Source organism: Cellulosimicrobium protaetiae (assembly GCF_009708005.2).
GTDB lineage: Bacteria > Actinomycetota > Actinomycetes > Actinomycetales > Cellulomonadaceae > Cellulosimicrobium > Cellulosimicrobium protaetiae.
Genome location: NZ_CP052757.1, coordinates 3,946,563 through 3,969,908 on the forward strand (window position 1 = coordinate 3,946,563; position 23,346 = coordinate 3,969,908).

Consider the following 23,346-nt stretch of genomic DNA (forward strand, 5'->3'; position numbering starts at 1 on the left):
GGTCGTGCGTCTCGGGGCGTGGGGGCCGCTACCAGGTGAACGCGGGTGTCTCGGTGCCGTCCTTGAAGACGATCTTGACCTGGTCGCCCGGTGCGCCGTAGTAGCACTGGACACGTTGGCGTCCGTTGCTCAGGTTGATCGTCCACCAGTAGGTCCCCTGCGCCTGGAAGCTGGCGCTGGGCGAGAAGTCGTGCCAGCCCCCGTCGGAGCCCCAGCACTGGTACTGCACCGTGCCGGTCGCCCCGTTGGGGTCGATCCCCAGCCACTGGCAGGAGCTGTGGCTGCACCCCTCGAGCCCCTGGGCGTTCGAGTGCTTGTAGACGGTCGGCACCGGGCGGGCGTCGGTCTTGGCGGAGTCGCACGCCTCGGCGGACGCGTTGCCCTCGCTGTCCTTCGCGACGGCGCACAGCCTGGCCGTCTCGCTGTAGCCGAGCCCGGTCGCGGTGTACGTCTTGGAGCCCGAGCCCGCGGACTCGGTGACGGTGAACGAGCCGGACTTCGCCCCGCTCACGCTGATGGTCACGTTGCGCCCGTTGGTCGAGCCCTTGACGGTGAACGTCACCTGCCCCTTGCCCCCGCTCGCCGAGACCGTGGGGCGCGGAGGCGGTCCGTACGGCGTCGCCGAGTTGGCCGACGACGCACCGCCGGCCTCGTTGGCCCCGTCGACGCCCGCGACGGCACGCACCTTGATCGAGTAGGCCTTTCCGTTGGTGAGCCCGCCGACGACCTTGTCGTCGGCCAGGCGCTGCCAGCCACCCCCGGCGTCGTACTGGTAGAAGATCTCGCTCGCCTTGACCCCGTTGCCGGAGGCCGCGCCGAACGACAGCTTCACCTGCCTGTTCGTCCCGGTCGCCGTCGCCCGGAGGTTCGACACCGTCCCGGGTGCGGCGAAGGCGCGGACCGGGTCGGAAGCGGGCGAGAACTCGGCGTCGCCGAACTTGTCGGTCGCCTTGTTGTGGGCCCGCACGCGGAACGTGTAGCCCGTCGTGTCTGCGGGGACTCCGAGGGTCGTCGACGTCGCGCCGCCGCCCGCCGTCGCGGTCTTCACGACGGAACCACCCTGGACCGCCTCGATCGTGTACTTCGAGATCGCCGCGCCGTTGTCGGACGGGGCGCCCCACGCGACCTGCATCTGCGACGTGCTGCCGATCGACGTGCGCTTGACGGTCGGCTTCGCCGGCGCGGCGGGCTTGCCCGCGGGCGTCTCCGCCGTCGAGTACTCGCCCCACTCCGAGGGGTCGGGGGCGAGGTTGTTCGCTCGGGCACGCACCTTGTACGCGACGCCGTTCTTCAGCCCGTCCCACGTCACGGACGTCCCGACGAGCGCGGTCTTCTGGACCGCTCCGCCCGGGGGCGCAGGAGAGATCTCCAGGTCGACGGTCTCGATCGCGGACCGGTCGGTGTAGGTCTTGTTCTCCCAGGTGACGATGAGGGACTGGTCGCCGAACTCGAGGGTGGGTGCGGCGGGCGGGTCGGGCTTCTCGTCGGGGCGTGCCTCGGCCGAGGGCGGGGAGGCGGGTCCGTCGCCGACCGCGTTGGTCGCGAACACGGTGAAGGTGTACTTCACGTTGTTGGTCAGGCCGTCGAGGGTGCAGGTGGTGGTGCCGCACTCCTTGGTGTAGCCGTTCTGGGAGCGGACGGTGTAGCCGGTGATGTCGGCGCCGTTGTTGTTCGGCGGGTCCCAGGACAGCACGACGGTCTTCGAGCGGACCTCGTCGACCTGCGGGGTGGCGGGCGCCTCGGGCTTGCCGAGCACCTTGAGCTGCACACGACCCTCGACCTCACGATCGGGGTCCTGGGTCGCGTCCTGCACCCGGTAGCGGACCACCATGACGCCCACGAAGTCGTCCTGGGGCGTGACCGAGACCTGGTCGCCCGCCACGTCGGCCGACCCCTGCCCGGTCTCGACGATCGCGTCCACGAGCCGGAGCGGGGTGTCGGGGAAGGGGTTGGAGTCGTTGGCGAGCACGTCGACCGTGGTGGCCTTGCCCTGGTGGGCGTCGTCGACGGTGTCCTGGTTGGCGCGGACGAGCGGGCGCGTGGAGGCCACGACGGTGAGGGTCGCGGTGCCCTCGACCGGGGGGTGCTCGCCGTCGGTGACGGTGATCGGGACCTGGACGACCGAGCCCTTGGGGACGTCCGGGGTGGCCTGGGCGTGCAGCGTGGTGCCCTCGAGGCTCACGGTGACGCCCTCGGCAGCACCGGACGTCCCGAACGTCAGGGGGTCGCCGTCGGCGTCCGTGGCGAACCGCGCGAGGTCGACCGAGGCCTCCTCGCCCGCCGCGACGTCGAGCGTCGGGGACCCGACGAGCTCGGGCGCGAGGTTCTCCGGCGGCAGGACCTGGACGGGGATGGTCAGGACGTTGGTCCGACCCTCGGGGTCGTCGGGGCCGGAGCCGTCGGTCACCTCAAACGACACCGACGCCGGGCCGGTGTACGCGGGGTCCGGCGTGTAGACGATCTCGGTGACGGACGGGATCTCGCGCGAGCCCTCCGTGACCTTGACGGTCTCCTCCGTCGTGAGGCGCGGGGTCTTCCCCTCGACCACGAGCACGTGCTCGGTGATGTCGATCGGCAGCGACTCGCCCGCCAGCACCTCGAGGCGGGTTCCCGGCCGGAGCGTCGGCTTCTGGTCGGTGAGGCCGGGGACCTTGACGAAGGCCTTGGCGGTGAGGCCGTCGACGTCGGTGACGGTGTAGGTCACGACCTGGCGGTTCTCGGTGAGGGTGACGACGAGCTCGCCGGTGTCGGTGACGGTGGTGGTGGTCGCGTCGGTGGTGACGGTGAGCTCGGTCGCGGCGCCGTCGGGGTCCTCGTCGTTGTCCAGGACGGGGACGGTGACCTCGGTCTTGCCGAGGATGTCCTCGACGGGCACGGTGTCGTCGCGCGCGACGGGGGGCAGCAGGGGGGCGTCGGCGGCGACGTTGACGGTGACGGCGCCGGTGGCGCGGGCGCCGTAGGTGTCCTGGACCTGGTAGTAGAAGGTGTAGGCGCCGTCCTGATCGGGGCTGGTCAGGACGATGCGGTCGGTCACGACCTCGGCGTCCAGGTCGTGGGTGTCCTCGATGCCGCCGGGGACCAGGCCGACCTGGTCGCCGTCGGGGTCGGTGTCGTTGGCCACGGCCGCGACCGAGACCGTGCGCCCGGGGCGCACCGTGATCTCGTCGTCCACCGCCACGGGCGGCTGGTTGCTCTCCCCCGGGCGCGCGATCCCCACGTGCACGGTGCCGGTCGCCGTCGCGCCCCGCGCATCCAGCACGGTGTACGTGAACGTGTCGAGTCCGGTCGCGTTCTTGGACGCCGCGTACTCCAGGAACCCGTCCTCCACCTTCGCGGTGCCCTTCGAGGGTGGCGACGCCACCCCGGTCACCTGCACCGAGTCGCCGTCCGGATCGATGCCGTCGACCGGCACGTCCACCCGCACGGTGGCGCCGGACAGCACCCTGGCCTCGATCTCGCGGGGTTGCGGGGGCGCGTTGTCCTCGCCGTCGCGGATGCGGATCGTGACCTGGGCGGAGTCCTCCTGCCCGTTGACGTCGCGCACCCGGTAGATCGCGTACGCCGTCCCGGCCTCGGGACCGGCCTTGAACCGCAGCGTGTCCTCCGAGACGAACGCCTCGCCCAGCGCCGGGTCGACGTCCTGCTCGAGCTCGGGCTGCAGGAACAGCTCCAGCCCGTCGGGGTGCGTGTCGTTCTTCAGCACCGGGACCGTCACCACGTCCCCGGCGTGCACCGTGACCTCGTCCGCCGCCGCCTGCGGCGGCTGCAACCGCGTCGGCGCCGGCACGGGGATCACCCGCACCTCACCCGTCGACGACTCCGTACCGTTCGACACGGTGTAGGTGATGGTGACGGGACCGTCGAGCTGACGCAGCTCCGTGATGCGGAGCATCTGGTGCGCGAGCACGGCGACGGACACCCCGGCGTCGTCGGGGACGCGCACGGACTGCACGACGAGCACCCCACCGGCGGGGTCGGTGTCGTTGGCCAGCACGTCCACGAGCGTGGACCCGCCCGCGGGGAGCAGCGCCGTGTCGGTCACCACGATCGGGGCACCCGCGGCCTCCGACGGCGGCAGCACGTCCACCCGCACCAGACCCGTCGTCGCGTTCGGACCGTCCGTGACCTGGTACGTCAGGTCGTACGACCGCGGCTCCATCGACAAGAACGTGAACGTGCCCGCGTCGTAGTTCGGCGTGATCTCCGCCGGCGCCGACTCCGACACCGACGCCAGACGCAGCTCGTCGTCGTTCGGGTCGGTGTCGTTGCGCAACGGCTCCACCGTCACCGGCTGCCCCGCCGGCACCACCACGTGGTCGTTCACCGCGACCGGCGGCTGCGGCCCGGGCACCACGTCCACGAGGAGCTTGCCCTCGAACACGCCGCCCTGACCGTCCGCCACGGTGACCGTGGCGGTCTTGCGGCCGGTGGAGCCGCCACCGTCGCGGAACTCGACCGTGCCGTCCGGGCGCGAGCGCACGTCGTCACCCGCGACGGTCGCCGCCGCCGAGGCGAGGTAGAGGTCGTCGCCGTCCGGGTCCTTGAAGTACGGCAGCACCTTGATCGAGGCCCGACCACCCTGAGCCACCCGCAGCACCGGGTCACCCGTCTGCTCCGGCGCCGCGTTCTCCCCCCACGGCGAGACCTTCAACGCCACCCCGGCCTCGGCCACGCCCCCGCGCCCGTCCGCCACCGCATACCGGAACGTGCCGGTGCCCTGCGCGTCCTCGGGCACCACGGCCTGCAACGCCGCACCACCCATGATCGCCTGCACCGTCGCGTTCGCCGGGGAGTCCCCCGCCAGCGACGCCGTCATCACGTCCCCGTCCGGGTCCACGTCGTTACCCAGCACCGGCAGGATCGTCGTGCGCCCCGGGCGCACCCCGAACGAGTCGTCCTTCGGCTGCGGCGGCTTGTTCGGCTGGGTCCGGTCCGCGATGAACTGGTCCACCTGCTCCGGGTTCGTCAGCTCCGCGTCCGACTCCTCGCCCTCGGCCTCCTCCGGCATCTGCACGTCCCAGTCGTCGACCTTCTGGTACTCGTCCGCCGCCATCCACAACGTCCCCGCCGACAGGTCGTTCAGCACGATCACCTGCCGGTTCACCCGATACTCCAGGCGCGCCTGCGGGTCGATCCCTTCCAGTCGGGTGTCGAGGTCGTGGCCGGTACCGTCGCAGTCACGGATGACCTGACCCGTCGAGGCCCACGCCCCGTACGTGCAGCCGCCCAGCTGGACCGGAGCCCCCGGGCGCCCCTCGGCCGGGCGCAGCAGGGCGTCGCCGCCTCCGAGCGGCTGCGTCACCAGTCCCCCGGTGGTCGCCACGACGACGTCGTCGGAGCCCGCCGACGGCTGCTGGAGCCGTGCCTCGGCGCCGTCGACCAGGGCCACCGTCTCGCCACCAGGAAGCACCAGCTGCGACGCCGACCGGTCGAGCACGACCGGCTTCTCGCCCACCGCCGTCACCTCGACCTCGGCGCCCATGCCGACGGGCAGGGCGGACGACGTGGGGTCACCCTCCGCCGTGCCCTTCGACGTCGTCGCCACGGTCCACAACGTCCCCGTCGACGGGATCGCCGCGAACACCGTCCCGTCGCGGGACACCGTGAGGTCGCCGCCACCCTCGACCTCGGCGGTGGGCTCCGTCTTCTCCGCGTCGAACGAGGTGGCGCCGTCGAACGGCAGCACCCACAACAGGCCCTCCTCGCCATCGAGGATCGCCGTCGTCGCACCACCCGAGACCACCTGCGCCCCCGCCGGGAGACGGATCTGCCCGTCCAGCTTGAGGTGCGCCACGCTCACCGGGGACGCCGTCCCCGTCCCCGCGTCGTCCAGCAGCACCCGGCCGGCGTCCTGCTGCACGTCGAACGACGCGCTGCCCGCGTTCAACGTCCCGTCCAGGGCCTGCGACTCCGAGTTGAACCGACCCAGCAACCCGGCCGACGACTTCGTCACCCACACACCCGAGTCGTTCAGGTCCACGTCCGCCGTGGCCTCGCCCTCGTACAGGAACGCCAGCCCCACCAACGCGGTCGAGAACACCGACACGGTGCTCACCGACGCGACGGTACGACGATGCTCGCGCAGGCGCGCCAGGAAACCCACAGGTCCTCCGAGAAGCCGGGTCGGGAGTCGACCGGTCCCCTACGACAGCCCCCTCGATCTCGCACTCACCAGGCGGCCCCACCGATCGCGTCACCGAGGATAACGGGAGAGCGGGTGAATTCCGACACGCGTCCCATGGGGAGCACTCCCCAGGGGGCGAGCACCGCGCCCGCGCCGTCGGGTGTGCACGACCTCGCGCGACGGCCGTCGCTCCAGGTCAGGTGGATGTCCGGGGCAACCGGTCCGCGAGGACCGGCCCGGCGGCGGCCGCCAGGCCCGGCCGGGGAGAATTCACCCCGGCCAGGACTCACGCGGCCCGGTCGGCCAGCGCCTCCGCGAACGACCGCAGCGCGTCGCTCACCGGCCCCGCCGGGAGCGCGTCGAGCTCGTCCACGGCGGAGCGCGCCCACCGGACGGCGAGCGCCCGCGTCTCGGCGAGCACCTCGTGCCGCCGCAGCGCCCCCACCGCCGCCGCGAGCGCCGCGTCGTCGGTCAGGTCCGCGTCGAGCAGGTCGACGAGCTCGACGTCGCCCTCGCTCGCCGTGCCGTTCGCGATCCGCGCGCGGAGCAGGAGGACGGGCATGGTCGGCACCTTCTCGCGGAGGTCCGTCCCGGGGGTCTTGCCGGACTCGTCGCCGGAGGACGCGAGGTCGAGGACGTCGTCGGCGAGCTGGAACGCGACGCCGAGCTTCTCGCCGTAGGCCGCGACCGTGCCGACGACCTCCGCCGGGCACCCGGCGAACATCGCGCCGAGCCGGGCGGACGTGGACAGGAGCGACGCCGTCTTGTCGGCCAGCACCTCGAGGTAGTGCTCGACGGGGTCGTCGCCCTCACCGGGTCCGATCGTCTCGTGGAGCTGCCCGAGGCACAGCCGCTCGAACGTGCGCGCCTGGATGAGCACGGCCTCGGGACCGAGCGCGGCGACGGTCGACGCAGCCCGCGCGAAGAGCAGGTCGCCGACCATGATCGCGACCGAGTTCCCCCACACCGCGTGCGCGGACGGTGCGCCGCGGCGCACCGGCGCGGAGTCCATGACGTCGTCGTGGTACAGCGACGCGAGGTGCGTGAGCTCGACCACGACCGCAGCCTCGACGACCTCGGGCCGCGTCCCGTCCCCGAGCTCGGCGGCGAGCAGGGTGAGCAGCGGGCGCAGGCGCTTGCCGCCCGCGTTGACGAGGTGCCGGGACGCGGTGTCGGCGAGCGGGTCCGCGTGCGCGACGGCGGCACGGAGCCGGGTCTCCACCTCCCCCAGCCGCTCGGTGAGCGCGGCGGAGAGCTCGGGGTCCGAGATCGGGATCGCGGTGGTCGTCACGGGCGCGGTCCGGTCGCGCGGCGTGGGAGGAACGGAGGTCACGGGACGAACTTAACCGCCTCGGCCGCCAGATCGAGAACCGGGGACGGGAACACACCGAGGAGGAGCACCCCCAGCGCGCACACGGCGATCGCGATCGTCGTCGGCCCGGTCGACCGGACGACGGTCACGCCCGGTCCGTCGAGCGGACGGTCGTCGTCGCCCGCCCCGTCCGCGGGGCCCCCGGTCGGGGCGGTGAAGAACATCAGGACGATGATGCGGACGTAGAAGAAGACCGCGACCGCGGAGGCGATCACACCGACCACCGCGAGCACCCACGTGGACCCGCCGCCCTGCCCGTCGGGCCCGGCGACGGCGGCGCCGAACGCCGTGAACTTCGCGACGAACCCGGCCGTCAGCGGGATGCCCGCCATGGAGAGGAGGAACAGCGAGAACACGCCCGCGAGCCACGGGCTGCGGCGCCCGAGGCCCGCCCACTGCGCGAGGTGCGTCGCCTCGCCGAGCACGGCGACCGGCTGCTCGGCCGCGCCGTCCGTGGCGTTGTCGGCGTCCGCGCCGTCCGACGTCCCCGCACCCACCGTGGCCGGCACGCGCTCGCGCACCGGGGCGGTCTCGCGGACGAGGGTCACGACCGCGAAGGCGCCCACCGTGGCGAGGCCGTAGACGAGCAGGTAGAAGACCGTCGCGCGCAGCGAGAGCTGGGAGAACCCGACGACGCCGACGAGGATGAAGCCCGCGTGCGCGATCGACGAGTAGGCGAGCAGGCGCTTGACGTCGGTCTGCACGGCACCGACGACGGTGCCGACGACCATCGTGAGCAGCGTGACGATCCACAGCGCGACGAACAGGTCCTCGCGCGTGGCGGGCGACGACTGCGCGAGCCCGAGGCTCACGACGTACAGCACGCGCAGGAGCGCGCCGAACGCGGCCGCCTTGGTGCACGCCGCCATGAACCCGGTGATCGGCGTCGGGGCGCCCTGGTACACGTCCGGGGTCCACGCGTGGAACGGGGCGGCACCGATCTTGAAGAGCAGCCCTGCGAGGATGAGCAGGACGCCGACGACGACGAGGCCCGGCATGGTCGCGAGCGGACCGGCGGGGTTCGCGAGCGACTGGTAGACCTCGACGAGGTCGACCGACCCCGCGAAGCCGTACACGAGCGCGACGCCGAACACGAAGAGGGCGGACGCGAACGCGCCGAGCAGGAAGTACTTGAACGACGCCTCCTGCGACAGCAGGCGACGGCGGCGGGACATCGCCGACAGCACGTACAGCGGGAGCGAGAGCACCTCGAGCGCGACGAACATCACGAGGAGGTTGCCCGTCGCGGGGAAGATCATCATGCCGCCGACGGCGAACAGCACGAGCGGGTAGACCTCGGTCTGCTCGAGGCCCTTGCGCCGCGTGAGGTCCTCGTACGGCGAGCCCGGGACGGCCGCGGCCGACGGCGCGAACGCGTCCTGCCCGGTCGACGTCTTGTCGGCGATCACGAGGATCGCGAGGAACGCGAGCAGGACGACGATCCCCTGGATCGCGAGGCCGAACGGATCGATGACCATCGACCCGCCGAGCACCCGCACCCCGTAGGCCCCGCCCTCGCTGCCCTGGACGGCAGGGTCGCGCCAGAGCACGACGACGAGCGCGAACGCCGCCGCGGTCGCGAGCAGCGCCAGGACGACCTGCGTCGTGCGCCGCACGCGCGCCGGGACGAACGCCTCGATGAGCACGCCGACGACGCCGGCACCCAGCACGACGAGGATCGGGGCGAGGTAGAGCCAGTCGACCGTGGGGGCCACGAAGGAGTCGTTCACGACTCGCTCCCTTCGTCGGTGCTACGAGTGACGGACGACCCCTGGCTCTCGAAGGCGACCCGCTCGGTCCCCTCGGCGAACGGGTCGGAGCGCGGCGGGTCCTCGACGCCGGCGACCGCGAGGTCGGACAGGGTGACCTCCGCGGGCTCGCGCACGAGGTCGAGCGCGGGCGCCGGGTAGAACCCGAGGACCAGGAGGACGACGATCAGCGGCGCGACGACCCACTTCTCGCGAGCGTCGAGGTCGGGGAGCTGGTCGAGCCCCTCCCGCGTGCCGCCCGTGAAGATCCGCTGGTAGGTCAGCAGCACGTAGAGCGCGGCGAGCACGACGCCGAGCACCGCCACGAGCGCCGCCCACGGGCTGCGGGCGAACGTGCCCACGAGCACCATGATCTCGCTGACGAACGTCGACAGGCCGGGCAGCGACAGCGCGGAGAGACCGGCCACCAGGAACGTCCCCGCGAGCACGGGGACGACCTTCTGGAGGCCGCCGTAGTCCGCGATGCGCTGCGAGCGCTCCGGGTGCCGGGCCACGAGGAAGCCCGCGAGGAGGAACAGCGCGCCGGTCGAGATGCCGTGGTTGACCATGTACAGCGACGAGCCGGACACGCTGAGCGACGTGAACGCGAAGATGCCGAGCACGATGAACCCGAAGTGCGACACGGACGTGTAGGCGATGAGCCGCATGAGGTCGGTCTGCCCGATCGCCATGAGCGCGCCGTAGAGGATCGAGACGACGGCGAGCACGACGACCACCGGCGCCGCCCACCTGCTCGCGTGGGGGAACAGCGGCAGGCACAGCGTGAGCATCCCGAACGTGCCGACCTTGTCCAGCACACCGACCAGCAGCGTCGACGTCCCCGCGGGCGCGTGCTGCGCCGCGTCGGGCAGCCACGTGTGCACGGGGAAGAGCGGCGCCTTGATGGCGAAGGCGAGGAAGAAGCCGAGGAAGAGCAGGCGTTCGGTCGTGACCGGCATCGGGTTCTCGGCGAAGTACCCCACGAGGTTCGCGGTGAGGAACGCGTCCTCGGGGCGCGCGCCCGTCGTCGGGTCGATCGGCACCTGCACGTAGAGCGCGATGACCGCCGCGAGCATGATCAGACCGCCCGCGAGCGAGAACAGCAGGAACTTCACCGCGGCGTAGCGCCGCCGCGCCCCGACGCCGAACCCGCCGATCATGAAGTAGACCGGGATGAGCATCGCCTCGAACAGCACGTAGAAGAGGAACACGTCGCGCGCGACGAACACCGCGACCATGAACGCCTCGAGCAGCAGCACGAGCGCGAGGTAGTGGCGCAGGCGGCGCACGTCGCCGTCCTGCTCCTTCCACGCGGCGAGCACGACGAGCGGGACGAGCAGGACCGAGAGCGCGACGAGGGCGAGCGCGACGCCGTCGGCGCCCACCGCGTAGCTCGCGCCGATCTGCGGGATCCAGCGGTACGTCTCGGCGAGCTGGTGCGTGCCGGCGGCGGACGTGTCGAACGCGGTGAAGGCGCCGACGAGCAGACCCAGCTCGACGAGCGCGGCGCCGAGGGCGATGCCGCGCACGGTGCGCAGCGCTCCCGCGCCGACGCCGCGCGTGCGGGCCGCGGCCGTGAGCCACACCGCCGCGGCACCCACGAGGGGCCAGGCGACGAGCAGGGACAGCCAGGGGACGGAGGTTGTCATGGGTGTCTCCCTCTCAGCTCGCGGAGCCGGTGGTCAGGGCGAGGACGACGGCGACGATCACCACGAGGCCGCCGAGCATCGTCGCGCCGTACGAGCGCACGTAGCCGTTCTGCCACCCGCGCAGCCACTCCCCGATCCGACCGACCATGCCGGCGAGGCCCATCCAGCCGCCGTCGACCATCTCCTTGTCGGCGTAGACGAGCGAGCGCGTGAGGTACTGGCCGGGCCGCATGAACACGGCCTCGTTGACGTCGTCCTGGTACAGGTCGCGCCGGGCGGCGCGTGTGAGCGCGGTGCCTCGCGGCGCACGGACCGGGACGCTCGACATCGCGTACTGGCGCCACGCGAGCGCTGCGCCGGCGAGGACGAGCAGGAGCGTCAAGGTGATGAGCGACCACACCGGGAGGACCGGCTCGTGGTGCTCCGCGTGCCCGGTGACCGGCTCGAGCCAGGTGACGAACCGCGAGCCCGCGGCGAGGATGCCGCCCAGCGCGACCGAGCCGACCGCGAGGACGATCATCGGCCACGTCATGAGGCGTGGGGACTCGTGCGGGTGCTGGACCGGGCCGTCCTGCGGGCCGAGCCCGTCGGCGGAGCCGCTGCCGTCGTTCCAGCGGCGGCGCCCGGAGAACGTCATGAAGAACAGGCGCGACATGTAGAACGCGGTGATCCCCGCGCCGAGCAGCGCGACGCCCCCGAACACCCAGGCGCGCCACGGCTCGCCGTCGACGGGGACGAACGCGGCCTCGATGATCTTGTCCTTGCTCCAGAAGCCGGAGAACGGCGGGATACCGAGGATCGCGAGCCAACCCATCATGAACGTGATCCACGTGACCTTCATGTACCGCGCGAGGCCGCCGAACCGGCGCATGTCGACCTGGTCCTCCATGCCGTGCATGACCGACCCCGCGCCGAGGAACATCCCGGCCTTGAAGAAGCCGTGGGTCACGAGGTGGAAGATCGCGAACGCGTACCCGATCGGGCCGAGGCCCGCCGCGAGGATCATGTACCCGATCTGGGACATGGTCGACGCTGCCAGCGCCTTCTTGATGTCGTCCTTCGCGCAGCCGACGATCGCCCCGAAGAGCAGGGTCACCGCGCCGACGATCACGACGACGAGCTGCGCGGTGGGCGCGCCTTCGAAGATCGGTGCCGACCGGACGACGAGGTAGACGCCCGCCGTGACCATGGTGGCCGCGTGGATGAGGGCGGAGACCGGCGTCGGGCCAGCCATCGCGTCCCCGAGCCAGGCCTGGAGCGGGAACTGCGCCGACTTGCCGCACGCGGCGAGCAGCAGCGCGATGCTCGTGGCGGTGAGGAGCGCGGTCGACGCCTCGGGCGCCTGCGCGAACACCGTGGTGAAGTCGACCGCGCCGAACGTCGCGAACATGAGCATGAGCGCGACGATCAGGCCGATGTCGCCCACGCGGTTCATGACGAACGCCTTCTTGGCCGCGACCGCGTACGCGCGGTGGTGGTTCCAGAACCCGATGAGCAGGTACGACGCCAGGCCCACGCCCTCCCAGCCGACGAACAGCAGGAGGAACGAGTCGGCGAGGACGAGCACGAGCATCGCCGCGATGAACAGGTTCAGGTAGGCGAAGAACCGGCGTCGGTCGCGGTCGTGCGCCATGTAGGCGACCGCGTAGACGTGGATGAGCGTGCCGACGAACGTCACGAGGAGCACGAACGTCAGGGACAGCGGGTCGATCCGCAGCCCGACGGCGAGGTCGAGACCGCCGGACACGATCCAGTCGAAAAGTCGGTAGTCCACGACCCGCTCGTCGACGGGCAGGCCCAGCATCGCGAGGAAGAGGACCAGGCCCACCACGAACGCGGCGCCCGACATGAGGACGCCGAACCACGCGCCCCAGCGGTCGCTGCGGCGCCCGGCGAGCAGGAGGACGGCCGCCCCGAGGAGCGGGAGCAGCACCAGGAACGGTGCCGCGAGGAACGCGCCCGGCACGGTCTCGGACGCGGGCACGACGTCGGTCGCGGCCAGCAGTCCGCTCGCCGTGGGCAGGGCGGGAAGGAGCGTCGTCATCGGTGCCGGCCCCTCAGCTCTTGAGCAGGTTGACGTCGTCGACCGAGGCGGACCGACGGGTGCGGAAGATGGACACGATGATCGCGAGGCCGACGACGACCTCCGCCGCCGCGACGACCATGACGAAGAACGCGAGCACCTGCCCGGTCACGTCGCCGTGCATCCGGGCGAAGGTCACGAACGCGAGGTTGGTCGCGTTGAGCATGAGCTCGATGCCCATGAACACGATGATCGCGTTGCGTCGCAGCAGCACGGTCGCGGCGCCGATCGAGAACAGGATCGCCGCGAGCACGAGGTAGTTGGTGAGCTCCATCAGTCCTCTCCTCGCTCGGTCCCGCGAGCGTCACCGGGGACCCGGGACCGGCCCGGGTCGTCGGGACCGGCGACCTCTCCCGCGGGCGCCTCGCCCTCGGGCTGGTCGGCGGTCGCGGTCTGCACCGTGCGCTCGTTCGCGTCCTGGGCCCGCAGCGCGGGCAGCGCCCGCAGCGGCTCGTGCTCGACGAGCACCTCGCGCTCGGCCTCGAGGATCGTCCCCGCCGACCGCTCCTGGCCGCGGATCCGCAGGATGCGCGAGACCGACTCCTCGATGGGCCGGCCCTGCGGGTCGAGCGCCGGGGTGTCCATGGCGTTGTTCTGCGCGTACACGCCAGGGGCGGCGAGCGGCGTGAGCCGACCGCCCGCGGGCAGCGCCGCGACCTTCGCGTCCGCCTGCTCGCGCTGACCCACCTTCGGGGTGAGCCTGCGCCGGTGCGTGAGCACGAGCGCCGAGACCGCGGCGGTGATGAGCAGGATGCCCACGACCTCCATCGCGAACACGTAGTCCGCGAAGAGCACGCGCGCGAGCGCGACCGGGTTGGTCGCCTCGTTCGCGAGCGCGAGCCCGACCGACGGCGGGAACGTGGCCTGCGCGACCACGCCGACCAGCACCGCCCCGAGCCCGATCCCGAGGAGCACGCCGACCCACCGCTGCCCGCGGATCGTCTCCACGAGCGAGTCCGACGCGTCGACCCCGACGAGCATGAGCACGAAGAGGAACAGCATCATCACGGCGCCCGTGTAGACGACGACCTGGACGACGCCGAGGAACGACGCCTCCTGCGCGATGTAGAGGATCGCGAGGTCGACCATGACGAACATGACCGCGATGGCGGCGTGCACCGCCTTGCGCGCGAAGAGCAGCGAGAGCGCCGCGAGCACCATGAGGGGGGCGAGGACCCAGAACAGGACCGCCTCGCCGCCGCTCGCGGTCACCGGGCGGCCTTTCGGGCCCGACCCGAGGGAGCGACCCGCCGGACCTCCGGCGGCGGCCCCGTGGGCTCGGGCGGGAGGGTCGGGTCGTCCGGCCGGTGCTCGCGCACCCAGTCCACCTGCTCGGCCACCGGGCCGCTCACCTCTCCGCGGTAGTACTCGGTGTCCGAGGTCCCGGGCACCATCGGGTGCGGCGCGGCGAGCATCCGCTCCTGGAGCGGCGCGAGCAGGTCCTGCTTCTCCCAGATCATGCCCTCGCGCGTCGGGCCGGCGAGCTCGTACTCGTTGGTCATCGTCAGCGCGCGCGTGGGGCACGCCTCGATGCACAGCCCGCAGAAGATGCAGCGCAGGTAGTTGATCTGGTAGACGCGGCCGTACCGCTCGCCCGGCGACATGTGGCCGCCGTCCGGCAGGTCCGCGTTGTCCGCGCCCTCGACGTAGATCGCGTCCGCGGGGCACGCCCACGCGCACAGCTCGCACCCGATGCACTTCTCGAGCCCGTCGGGGTACCGGTTGAGCTGGTGCCGCCCGTGGTACCGCGGCTTCGTCGGCACCTTCTGGCGCGGGTACTGCTCCGTGACCGTCGGGCGGAACATCGAGGAGAAGGTCACGCCGAACCCGGCGACGGGCGCGAGCGCCTCGCGCAGCCCCTTCGCCTGGGGTCGCCGGACCTCGTACTCGCCGGGCCGGGACGGCTTCTGCTCGTCAGCCACGGTCGACCTCCTTGTCGTGCGGTGTGTCTCGAGGGGCACCGGCGCCCGGCGAGGCGGACGCCCCGGGCGAGCGCGCGTCGTCGGGCACGAGGGCGCGACGGCGGGGCGAGGGCGGGAGCGACTGGCCCGGCAGCGGCGGGACGGGGAACCCGCCCGCGAACGCGTCGAACGGCTCGGGACCCGCGCCCGCGGGCGCGCGGGTGCCGGGCGGGGCCTTCTTCTCGGGCCAGAACCAGACGACCACCACGACCACCAGGGCCAGCGCGACGGCGATGCCGACGAAGACGCGCAGGTCGACGTCGAGGAACTGGCGCACGGCCTGGGCGACCGCGAGGAGCACGAGCCACGCGAGCGCGAACGGGATGAGGACCTTCCAGCCGAACTTCATGAACTGGTCGTAGCGCAGGCGCAGCAGCGTGCCGCGGACCCACACGAAGAAGAACATGACGGCCCAGACCTTGACGAGGAACCAGAGGATGGGCCACCAGCCCTCGTTGAACATCCCGTCGTTGATCGCCGAGAGCGGCCACGGGGCCCGCCAGCCGCCGAGGAACAGCGTCGTCGCGACCGCGGAGACGTTGAGCATGTTGATGTACTCCGCGAGGAAGAACCACGCGAACTTCATCGACGAGTACTCGGTCATGTACCCCGACACGAGCTCGCCCTCGGCCTCGGGGAGGTCGAACGGGAGGCGGTTCGTCTCGCCGACCATCGAGATGACGTAGATGACGAACGCCGGCAGGAGCGGCAGGAACCACCAGAGCTGCGTCTGCGAGTCGACGATGCGCGAGGTCGACATCGACCCCGCCATGAGGAAGACGGAGACCAGCGACAGGCCCATCGCGAGCTCGTAGCTGATGACCTGGGCCGTCGAGCGGACCGACCCGAGCAGCGGGTACGTCGAGCCGGACGACCAGCCGCCGAGCACGATCCCGTACACGCCGAGCGACGCGCACGCGAGGATGTACAGCGTCGCGACCGGGAAGTCGGTGAGCTGGGCGGGCGTCACGTAGTCCGTGAACGGGATCTGCACCTCGGGCCCGAACGGGATGACCGCGAACACGAGCAGCGCGCAGAAGACGGAGATCATCGGCGCGAGCAGGTAGACGAACTTGTCCGCCGCCTTGACCGTGATGTCCTCCTTGAGCAGGAGCTTCATCGCGTCGGCGAGCGACTGGAGCAGGCCGAACGGCCCGTGCCAGTTGGGGCCGGGGCGCACCTGCATGCGCGCCACGACCTTGCGCTCGAACCAGATCGCGATCAGCACGCTCGTCAGCAGGAAGACGAGGATGAGGACGGCCTTGACGAGGTACGTCCAGCCGTTGTCCTGCGAGAAGTTCGCCGTGATCCCGGGCACGCCGGGCGTCTCGGCGGCGAGCGCGTGGATCGCGTGGACGCCGCTCATGCGTCCTCCCCTCCGTCGGTGCTGCCGGGCTCGAGCCGGACGACGTCGCCCGGGACGGCGCCGAGCGCCGCGTGCACGGACGACCCCGGCGACCGCAGCGGCAACCACACCACGTGGTCGACCATGTCCGTGACGACGACGGGGAGCGTGACCGATCCCCGGTCGGTCGAGACGCGCACGAGCTCGCCGTCGAACACGTCGACCGCGGCGGCCGTCGTCGCGGACAGCCGCGCCACCGGGCGCTTGGCCGTCCCCGCGAGGTAGCGCTCGCCGTCCTGGCCGCGCGCGTCGTCGAGCAGGAGGCGCCAGCTCGCGAGGACCGCGGTCCCCGGCGCGACGGCGGGAGGCTCCGTGGTCTCGACGTCCGGCGCGGCGGCGCGCTCGCCGTCCCACGCGCCGTCGCCCACGAGCTGGTCGAGCTCGGCGCGCACCGCGTCCACGGTGCCGAGGCCGAGGCTGACGCCCGCCGCGTCGGCGAGCGCGTCGAGCACGCGGTGGTCCGTCATCGCCGTGGACGCGAGCGCCGCCGGGAACGGGCGCACGCGCCCCTCCCAGCTCACGAACGCGCCCTCGCGCTCCACGGGCGGCGCGACCGGGAGCACGACGTCGGCCAGCTCGGTCGCCGCCGAACGCCGCACCTCGAGCGAGACGACGACGTCCGCGGCCTCGAGCGCGCGGCGGGCGTGCGCGGGGTCGGGCAGGTCGTCGAGCTCGAGCCCGCCGACGAGCGCACCCGCGAGCTGGCCGACGGACAGGGCGTCGAGCATCTCCCCCACGTCGCGGCCCGCCGTCGCGGGGAGACCGGTCGGCTGGTCGTCCGTGGCGGGAACGCCCCAGACGGTCGCGACGTCGACCCGGGCCGCGGCGTCCGCGACCGGGCGTCCGCCCGGCAGGAGGTTCGGCAGGGTGCCGGCCTCGACGCCGCCGCGCTCGCCGGCGCGGCGCGGGACCCACGCGAGGCGTGCGCCCGTCGCGGCGACCGCGCGCAGCAGCGCGCTGTACCCGCCGCGTGTCGCCGCGAGGCGCTCGCCGACGAGGATCACGGCGCCCGGCGCCCGGAGCGCGTCGCTGACCTCGGCGAGGAGGTCGGTGCCCTCGGCCTCGTCGAGCGTACGGACCTGGTCGCCCGCCGCGATGCCGTCGAGCCACTCCGCCTCGGTGCCCGGCGCGGCCGGGAGCAGCGTGCCGTGCATGCGCTGCACGCCGCGCGACGCGAACGGCGCGACCGAGAACACCCGCACCCCGTGCCTCACCGCGCCCTTGCGCAGGCGCAGGAACGTCACGCCCGCCTCCTCCTCGGCCTCCAGGCCGACGAGCAGGACCGCGGGCGCCTTCTCGAGGTCGGGGAACGTCACCCCCACCGGGTATCCGGCGACGGCGTGCGCGAGGAAGTCCGCCTCCTCCGCGCTGTGGGAGCGGGCGCGGTGGTCGACGTCGTTCGTACGCAGCCAGGTGCGCGCGAGCTTCGCGTACGCGTACGCGTCCTCGACGGTGAGGCGTCCGCCCGGCAGGACGGCGACACCCCCGGCGTCGCGCGCCCGCGTCAGGGCGTCCGCCGCGACCTCGAGCGCCTCGGCCCAGGAGGCGGGGCGCAGCTCGCCCCGAGTCACCGTGCCGTCGGGGGCGACCTCGCGGTCGCGTACGAGCGGGTGCGTGAGCCGGTCCGGAGCCGACTGCCACGTGAACGCGAAGCGGTCCCGGTCGGTGATCCACTCCTCGTTGACCAGCGGGTCCTCGCCCGCGAGGCGGCGCAGCACGACACCGCGGCGGTGGTCGACGCGGATCGCCGACCCGGACGAGTCGTGCTCCGCGACCGACGGCGTCGAGACCAGGTCGAACGGGCGCGACCGGAACCGGTACGCCGCGCCCGTGAGCGCGCCCACCGGGCAGATCTGCACCGTGTTGCCCGAGAAGTACGACGCGAACGGCAGCCCCGACTCGTCCTCGAGCGCCAGCCCGACCGGACGGTCGCCCGGCGCCTGGCCCGCGGGTGGCGCGAAGTCCAGCACCGCCTCGTCGAAGCGCCCGATCTGCTGCGCGGCCCCGCGCTTCTGCAGGTCGATGAACGCGTCGCCCGCGATCTCGGCGGAGAAGCGCGTGCACCGCTGGCACAGGACGCAGCGCTCGCGGTCGAGCAGGATCGTCGTCGAGACGGCGATCGGCTTGGGGAACGTGCGCTTGACGTCCACGAAACGGCTCGTCGCGCGGCCGTTGCTCATCGCCTGGTTCTGCAGCGGGCACTCGCCGCCCTTGTCGCACACCGGGCAGTCGAGCGGGTGGTTGATGAGCAGCAGCTCCATGATCCCGTGCTGCGCCTTGTCGGCGACCGGGCTCGTGCGCTGCGTCTTGACCACCATGCCGGGCGTCGCCTCGAGCGTGCACGACGCCTGGGGCTTCGGCATGGGCCGGACGTTGCCCTCACGGTCCGGCGTCGCCACCTCGACGAGGCACTGACGGCACGCACCCGCCGGCTCCAGCAGCGGGTGGTCGCAGAACCGCGGGATCTGGATCCCGATCTGCTCGGCCGCGCGGATCACGAGCGTGCCCTTCGGCACGGACATCTCGACGTCGTCGATCGTGAACGTCACGTGGTCCGCGGGGACCGGGGGCTTGGCCGCGCCGCCCGCGGGTGCGGCCGCTGAGCCGGTGCCCGGGGCGGGGGTCGTGGTCGTCATCAGTGCACTCCTGCCGTCAGGACGCGGGCCGGGCGGGGCGTGTGGTCGAAGAGCGCCGAGGCCGCCGGGTCGAACGGGCACCCGTGCCCGGTGATGTGCGCCTCGTACTCGTCGCGGAACAGCTCGATGCTGCTCGTCACGGGCGACGTCGCGCCGTCGCCGAGCGCGCAGAACGCGCGGCCCAGGATGTTGTCGCACGTGTCGAGCAGCAGGTCGAGGTCGGCCTCCGTGCCCTGGCCCGCCTCGATGCGCGCCAGCACCTGCTTCATCCAGTACGTGCCCTCGCGGCACGGCGTGCACTTGCCGCACGACTCGTGCGCGTAGAAGTCCGTCCACCGGCTCACGGCCCGCACGACGCACGTCGTCTCGTCGAACAGCTGCAGCGCGCGCGTGCCGAGCATCGACCCCGCCGCCGCGACCGACTCGTAGTCGAGGGGCGTGTCGAGGTGGGCGTCGGTGAACAGCGGGGTCGACGACCCGCCCGGCGTCCAGAACTTCAGCGCCTTGCCGCCGCGCATCCCGCCCGCGAGGTCGAGCAGCTCGCGCAGCGTCGTGCCGAGCGGCGCCTCGTACTGCCCGGGCCGCGTCACGTGGCCCGAGAGCGAGAACAGACCGAACCCGGCCGAGCGCTCCGTACCCATCGACGTGAACCAGTTGGCGCCACGTTCGACGATCGACGGCACGCTCGCGATGGACTCCACGTTGTTGACGACGGTCGGGCGCGCGTACAGGCCCGCGACCGCCGGGAACGGCGGCTTGAGCCGCGGCTGCCCGCGACGCCCCTCGAGCGAGTCCAGCAGCGCCGTCTCCTCGCCGCAGATGTACGCGCCCGCCCCGGCGTGCACCGTGACGTCGAGGTCGAAGCCCGAGCCCTGGACGTCCTTGCCCAGGTACCCGGCCTCGTACGCCTCCTCGACCGCGCGCAGCAGGCGGCGGTACACGTGCAGCACCTCGCCGCGCACGTAGATGAACGCGTGGTCGCACCCGATCGCGTACGACGTGATCGCCACGCCCTCCACGAGCGCCTGCGGGCTCGCGAGCATGAGCGGGATGTCCTTGCACGTGCCCGGCTCGGACTCGTCCGCGTTGACGACGAGGTACCGGGGGCCGCCGTCGGGCGCGGGCAGGAAGCCCCACTTCATGCCCGTCGGGAAGCCCGCGCCGCCGCGGCCACGCAGGCCCGACGCCTTGACCGTCGCGACGACGTCCGCGGGGTCCTGGGCGAGCGCCGCACGCAGGCCTGCGTAGCCGCCGCGGTCCACGTACGACGCCAGCGACCAGGACCGGTCCGCGTCCCACGTGTCCGACAGGACGGGGGTCAGCGGGTCCGGGGTCGGCCGGGCCACGGTGCCCTGCTGCTCGCTCATGCGTCCGCTCCCTTCGACGGGTCGGGCTTGGTGCCGGGAGACTCGGCCTTGCCGCCGGGGTCGACGTCGGCGTCGGTCGTGGGCTTCCGCTCGGCGCTCGACTGCTCGCCGCCGGTGACGGGCTTCTCCGGTGCGCCCGCGCCCGCCTCGGCGTCCGGCACGCCCGCCGACCCGGTGGGGGCGGTCCAGCCGTGCTCGCGGGCGAGGCGCAGGCCGGCGAGGGTGGGCTCGCCGGCGCCGACGCCCTCGTCGGCGCGGCCGTCGGGGAAGCCCGCGAGGACGCGGCTCATCTGCTTGAAGGTGCACACGCTCGCGGCACCGCGCGTCGGGGCGACGGCCTCGCCCGCGCGGAGGCGGTCGACGACGTCGGTCGCCGAGCCGGGCGTCTGGTTGTCGAAGAACTCCCAGTTGACCATCATGACCGGCGCGTAGTCGCAGGCCGCGTTGCACTCGACGCGCTCGAGCGTGATCGCGCCGTCGTCGGTCGTCTCGTCGTGCCCGACGCCGAGGTGGTCCGAGAGCTCGTCGAAGATCGCGTCACCGCCCATGATCGCGCACAGCGTGTTGGTGCAGACGCCCACGGTGTACGTCCCGTTGGGGTGGCGCTTGTACTGGGTGTAGAACGTCGCGACGGCCGAGACCTCGGCCGCCGTAAGGCCGAGCTGCTCCGCGCAGAACAGGATGCCGTCGCGCGAGACGTAGCCGTCCTCGGACTGCACGAGGTGCAGCATCGGCAGCAGGGCCGAGCGGGACTCGGGGTACCGGGCGACGATCTGCGCGGCGTCGGCGGCGAGCCGCGCCGTCGTCTCCGCGTCGTACCCGGGTCGCGGCGCGCCGGCGGGCGTGCCGTTCGTCGCAGGTCCGGCGTCGATGGTCATCGGTCCACCCCTCCCAGCACGGGGTCCAGGGAGGCGACGGCGACCACGACGTCGGCCACCTGGCCGCCCTCGCACATCGCCGCCACGGCCTGGAGGTTGTTGAACGACGGGTCGCGGAAGTGCGCCCGGTAGGGGCGCGTGCCGCCGTCGGACACGACGTGCACCCCGAGCTCGCCGCGCGGGTGCTCCACGGTCTGCCACGCCTGCCCGACCGGGACGCGGAAGCCCTCGGTGACGAGCTTGAAGTGGTGGATCAGGGCCTCCATGGAGGTGCCCATGATCTCCTTGATGTGCTCGAGCGAGTTGCCCTGGCCGTCGCCGCCGATCGCGAGCTGCGCGGGCCACGCGATCTTGCGGTCGCCCACCATGACGGGCTGCCCGGCCGTCCGCTCGAGGCGCTCGAGGCACTGCTCGACGATGTGCAGCGACTGGTAGCACTCCTCGATCCGCAGCACGACGCGGTCGTAGCAGTCGGCACCCGTCGCGGTCGGGACGTCGAAGTCGTACGTCTCGTAGCCGCAGTACGGGTCCGACTTGCGCACGTCGTACGGGTGGCCGGTCGAGCGGAGCACCGGCCCGGTGATCCCGAGCGCCATGCAGCCCGCGAGGTTGAGGTGCCCGACGCCGACGAGGCGGCCCTTGAAGATCGGGTTGGCGAGCATGAGGTCGCCGAGCTGGCCGAGGTAGCGGCGGATGAGCGGGTCGGCCGCGCGCACCTGCGCGACGAGGTCGGGCGGCACGTCCTGCGCGACGCCGCCCGGGCGGACGTACGCGTTGTTCATGCGCAGTCCCGTGACGGCCTCGAAGATGCGCAGGATCTCCTCGCGCGCGGTGAACGCGATGGTCATGACGGTCGTCGCGCCCATCTCGTTGCCGCCCGTGCCCAGGCACACGAGGTGGGACGCGATGCGGTTGAGCTCCATCATGAGCACCCGGATGACGCTCGCGCGCTCCGGGACGTCGTCCGTGATGCCGAGCAGCTTCTCGACCGCGAGGCAGTACGCCGTCTCCTGGAACAGCGGCGCGAGGTAGTCCATGCGGGTGCAGAACGTGACGCCCTGCGTCCACGTCCGGAACTCCATGTTCTTCTCGATGCCGGTGTGCAGGTAGCCGATGCCGCAGCGCGCCTCGGTGACCGTCTCGCCGTCGATCTCGAGCATGAGGCGGAGCACGCCGTGCGTCGACGGGTGCTGCGGGCCCATGTTGACGACGATGCGCTCCTCGCCGAGCGCGGCCGCGGCGACGGCGCTCTCGGTGATGTCGGCCCAGTCGCCGCCCGACGCCTCGAAGCTCGGGACGCCCTCGTCGAAGTCGCCGACGGGCGGCCGGGTCGACCGCGGTGCGGAGTGCGGGGCGGCGCCGGGCGCGCCGGTGGTGTGCGTGCTCACGAGTACGACCTCCTCGTGTCGGGCGGGGGCACGGTCGCGCCCTTGTACTCGACGGGGATCCCGCCGAGCGGGTAGTCCTTGCGCTGCGGGTGGCCGGGCCAGTCGTCGGGCATCTCGATGCGCGCGAGCGACGGGTGGCCGTCGAAGACGATGCCGAAGAAGTCCCAGGTCTCGCGCTCGTGCCAGTCGTTAGTCGGGTAGACGGACGTCGTGGTCGGTACGTGCGGGTCGGCGTCGGGCACCGACACCTCGAGGCGCAGGCGACGCCCGTGCGTGATCGACGTGAGGTGGTACACGGCGTGCAGCTCGCGGCCGACGTCGTGCGGGAAGTGCACGCCGCTGACGCCCAGGCTCAGCTCGAACCGCAGGTCCTGGTCGTCGCGCAGCGCGCGGCACACGTCGACGAGGTGGTCGCGGTGCACGTGGATCGTCAGCTCGGCGTGCGCGCCGGGCGGGTCGACGACGACGCGTTCCACCGCGGCCTCGAACCGCGTGCCCTGCTCCGCCAGCACCTCGGCCAGGACGTCGACGACCTCGTCGAACCACCCGCCGTAGGGGCGCGGGCTCGCGCCGGGCATCGCGACGGGCTGGACGAGCCCGCCGTACCCCGACGTGTCGCCCGAGCCGTGGACGCCGAACATGCCCTCGCGCACCTCGACGACCTCGAGCGTGCGGGGTGCACCCGCCCCGGTCACCAGGTCGCCGGAGCGCGGGCCGGGGACCTCCTCGGGCTGC

At 72.6% G+C, this 23,346-nt stretch carries 14 protein-coding genes; all 14 read right to left on the reverse strand.

Features of this window, described 5'->3' with window-relative positions:
* Nucleotides 1-28: 28 nt before the first annotated feature.
* The gene (locus FIC82_RS17065) at nt 29-6,055 is read right to left on the reverse strand and encodes an Ig-like domain-containing protein (protein ID WP_253691243.1); all 6,027 of its coding nucleotides are present in this window, start codon (nt 6,053-6,055) and stop codon (nt 29-31) included.
* A 355-nt stretch (nt 6,056-6,410) separates the two neighbouring features.
* The gene (locus FIC82_RS17070) at nt 6,411-7,457 is read right to left on the reverse strand and encodes a polyprenyl synthetase family protein (protein ID WP_253691244.1); all 1,047 of its coding nucleotides are present in this window, start codon (nt 7,455-7,457) and stop codon (nt 6,411-6,413) included.
* Nucleotides 7,454-9,226 carry an NADH-quinone oxidoreductase subunit NuoN gene (gene nuoN / locus FIC82_RS17075; RefSeq protein ID WP_168732036.1) on the reverse strand — a complete coding sequence of 591 codons (1,773 nt, stop codon included), beginning with the start codon at nt 9,224-9,226 and terminating at the stop codon, nt 7,454-7,456. Before nuoN ends, FIC82_RS17070 begins: the two co-directional genes overlap by 4 nt.
* The gene (locus FIC82_RS17080; protein WP_154799281.1) at nt 9,223-10,893 is read right to left on the reverse strand and encodes an NADH-quinone oxidoreductase subunit M; all 1,671 of its coding nucleotides are present in this window, start codon (nt 10,891-10,893) and stop codon (nt 9,223-9,225) included. The genes nuoN and FIC82_RS17080 overlap by 4 nt, the downstream gene beginning before the upstream one ends.
* Before the next feature lie 13 nt (nt 10,894-10,906).
* Nucleotides 10,907-12,937: an NADH-quinone oxidoreductase subunit L gene (gene nuoL, locus FIC82_RS17085; protein WP_154799282.1), complete on the reverse strand. Its 2,031-nt coding sequence runs from the start codon at nt 12,935-12,937 to the stop codon at nt 10,907-10,909.
* Nucleotides 12,938-12,950: 13 nt separating this feature from the next.
* Nucleotides 12,951-13,250, reverse strand: a complete 300-nt coding sequence (nuoK, locus tag FIC82_RS17090) for an NADH-quinone oxidoreductase subunit NuoK (protein ID WP_047234414.1) — start codon at nt 13,248-13,250, stop codon at nt 12,951-12,953.
* Entirely contained in the window at nt 13,250-14,188 is a 939-nt protein-coding gene (locus FIC82_RS17095; protein WP_168732037.1) for an NADH-quinone oxidoreductase subunit J, read from the reverse strand. Before FIC82_RS17095 ends, nuoK begins: the two co-directional genes overlap by 1 nt.
* Entirely contained in the window at nt 14,185-14,898 is a 714-nt protein-coding gene (gene nuoI, locus FIC82_RS17100) for an NADH-quinone oxidoreductase subunit NuoI (RefSeq protein ID WP_171445714.1), read from the reverse strand. The genes FIC82_RS17095 and nuoI overlap by 4 nt, the downstream gene beginning before the upstream one ends.
* Entirely contained in the window at nt 14,891-16,303 is a 1,413-nt protein-coding gene (nuoH, locus tag FIC82_RS17105) for an NADH-quinone oxidoreductase subunit NuoH (RefSeq protein ID WP_154799283.1), read from the reverse strand. Before nuoH ends, nuoI begins: the two co-directional genes overlap by 8 nt.
* Complete coding sequence (locus FIC82_RS17110) at nt 16,300-18,978, reverse strand: NADH-quinone oxidoreductase subunit G (protein ID WP_154799284.1); 2,679 nt, start codon at nt 18,976-18,978, stop codon at nt 16,300-16,302. The genes nuoH and FIC82_RS17110 overlap by 4 nt, the downstream gene beginning before the upstream one ends.
* Nucleotides 18,978-20,345, reverse strand: a complete 1,368-nt coding sequence (nuoF, locus tag FIC82_RS17115; RefSeq protein WP_154799285.1) for an NADH-quinone oxidoreductase subunit NuoF — start codon at nt 20,343-20,345, stop codon at nt 18,978-18,980. Before nuoF ends, FIC82_RS17110 begins: the two co-directional genes overlap by 1 nt.
* A complete protein-coding gene (nuoE, locus tag FIC82_RS17120; protein WP_154799286.1) occupies nt 20,342-21,223 on the reverse strand; it encodes an NADH-quinone oxidoreductase subunit NuoE in 882 nt (293 codons plus the stop codon). The genes nuoF and nuoE overlap by 4 nt, the downstream gene beginning before the upstream one ends.
* The gene (locus FIC82_RS17125) at nt 21,220-22,611 is read right to left on the reverse strand and encodes an NADH-quinone oxidoreductase subunit D (protein WP_168732039.1); all 1,392 of its coding nucleotides are present in this window, start codon (nt 22,609-22,611) and stop codon (nt 21,220-21,222) included. The genes nuoE and FIC82_RS17125 overlap by 4 nt, the downstream gene beginning before the upstream one ends.
* Nucleotides 22,608-23,309 (reverse strand): NADH-quinone oxidoreductase subunit C, encoded by a 702-nt coding sequence (locus FIC82_RS17130; protein WP_154800477.1) that lies wholly within the window; start codon nt 23,307-23,309, stop codon nt 22,608-22,610. The genes FIC82_RS17125 and FIC82_RS17130 overlap by 4 nt, the downstream gene beginning before the upstream one ends.
* Nucleotides 23,310-23,346: the final 37 nt, after the last annotated feature.